The following is a 1,654-nucleotide window of genomic DNA, read 5'->3' on the forward strand; positions in this document are numbered from 1 at the left end:
TGCGCCGATGGTACTGCAGGGGTGACCTTGTGGAAGAGTAGGTTGTCGCCAGGTTTACATGGTTTACTAGCTCAGTTGGTAGAGCACATGACTTTTAATCATGGTGTCCGGGGTTCGATTCCCCGGTAAGCCACCAAAAAAGCACTTTTTATAAAGTGCTTTTTTATTTTTTAACTAGAATAATATCATAAGATATTAAACTGTTAACACTTTATTGATTTTCTTTTATTACTAGTTCTATGGTATCATGAAATAAATAAAAATAAATAATTTTAAAGGAGAGTAATTATGGAGAATAAAGTTTTAGCTATAGTAAATGGAAGTAAAATAACTGAAAAAGATATAAAAAGGTCATTATTGAGATTTCCACAGGAGACACAAGAGCATTATAAAACAGAAGAAGGTAAAAAACAATTCTTAGAACAAATGATAAGTTTTGAATTAATATATAATTATGCACTTGATAATGGTATGGAGAAGGATCCAGATTATATAGAACAAATGCAGCTGATAAAAAAAGATATTTTAATACAAACAGGGATAAAAAATATAATGGCTGATATAGATATAACTCAGGAAGAAATTCAAAAGTATTATGAAGATAATAGCCAAATGTTTAAAAGTGAAGAGTCTGCATCAGCTAAACATATATTAGTAGATACTTTAGAGCAAATGCAAGATATTAAATTAGAAATAACTAATGGAATGTCTTTTGAGGAAGCGGCTAAGAAATATTCTAAATGTCCATCAGCAGCTCAAGGTGGAAGTTTAGGTAGTTTTACTAGAGGCAGAATGGTTCCTGAATTTGAAGAAGCAGCTTTTAAATTACAAGTTGGTGAAATAAGTGAACCTGTTAAAACTCAATTTGGATACCATTTAATACAATTAGATGAGAAAAGTACAGGAGATGTTAAATCTATTGAAGAGTCTAGGCCTATGATTATAGAGAGTATTTCACATGAAAAACAAAATGAGAAATATATAAGTTCTATAGCAGAATTGAAAAATAAATATACTATAGAAATAAAATAAAAAATTGAATCCGTAGCTTTAAAAGCTGTTATATATATTATAGCAAGAAAAAACAATATCATTTTGGTATTGTTTTTTCTTATTTTATAGAACTATTTATAACTATTCAAAAATATAATGATATAAATATATATAAATATACATAAATATGAAAGTATTAGGTATTTATATTTGCTGTTTTACTACTACTAAAAAATAAAAGTTATTTAAACTAAAACATGTAAATTAAAAAGTTGAGAGAAAAATCTAAATTTATATATAAAACCATTGACAAAACAAGAAATACCTAGTAAAATTGTAGAAGTCGTCACATGATGACAAAATAAGTTGGTCTTTGAAAATTAAACAGAGAAATAGGTAAAGAAATGAAATAATATTTTATTTTAACCAGTTAATTACTTTAGAAAAAAGTAATATTTTAGTCGTAAGACTAAAAAGTATATAATGAGCTCGCGTTACCAACTTAATCGTTGGTATTCAACTTTACAGTTGGCGCAGATTAATCATTTCAACTAAAAAAGTGTAAACTTTTAAATTGAGAGTTTGATCCTGGCTCAGGACGAACGCTGGCGGCGTGCCTAACACATGCAAGTCGAGCGATGCGATCCTTCGGGATCAATTA

The 1,654-nt window shown here is 28.4% G+C and carries 1 protein-coding gene, 1 tRNA gene and 1 rRNA gene; all 3 read left to right on the forward strand.

Going from position 1 to position 1,654, the window contains the following annotated elements:
* Nucleotides 1–60: 60 nt before the first annotated feature.
* Nucleotides 61–136: transfer RNA gene (locus VIM70_RS00440), tRNA-Lys, on the forward strand.
* A gap of 152 nt (nt 137–288) precedes the next feature.
* Nucleotides 289–1,032, forward strand: a complete 744-nt coding sequence (locus VIM70_RS00445) for a peptidylprolyl isomerase (RefSeq protein WP_331942999.1) — start codon at nt 289–291, stop codon at nt 1,030–1,032.
* A 531-nt stretch (nt 1,033–1,563) separates the two neighbouring features.
* A 16S ribosomal RNA gene (locus VIM70_RS00450) occupies nt 1,564–1,654 on the forward strand; the annotation flags it as partial.

The sequence above is a fragment of the Clostridium sp. genome, from assembly GCF_036569345.1.
Lineage (GTDB): Bacteria > Bacillota > Clostridia > Clostridiales > Clostridiaceae > Clostridium_AD.

Bases quoted from the DNA above. Each gene is read 5' to 3' on its own strand.
- VIM70_RS00445 (WP_331942999.1), top strand. From the start codon at position 289: ATGGAGAATAAAGTTTTAGCTATAGTAAATGGAAGTAAAATAACTGAA.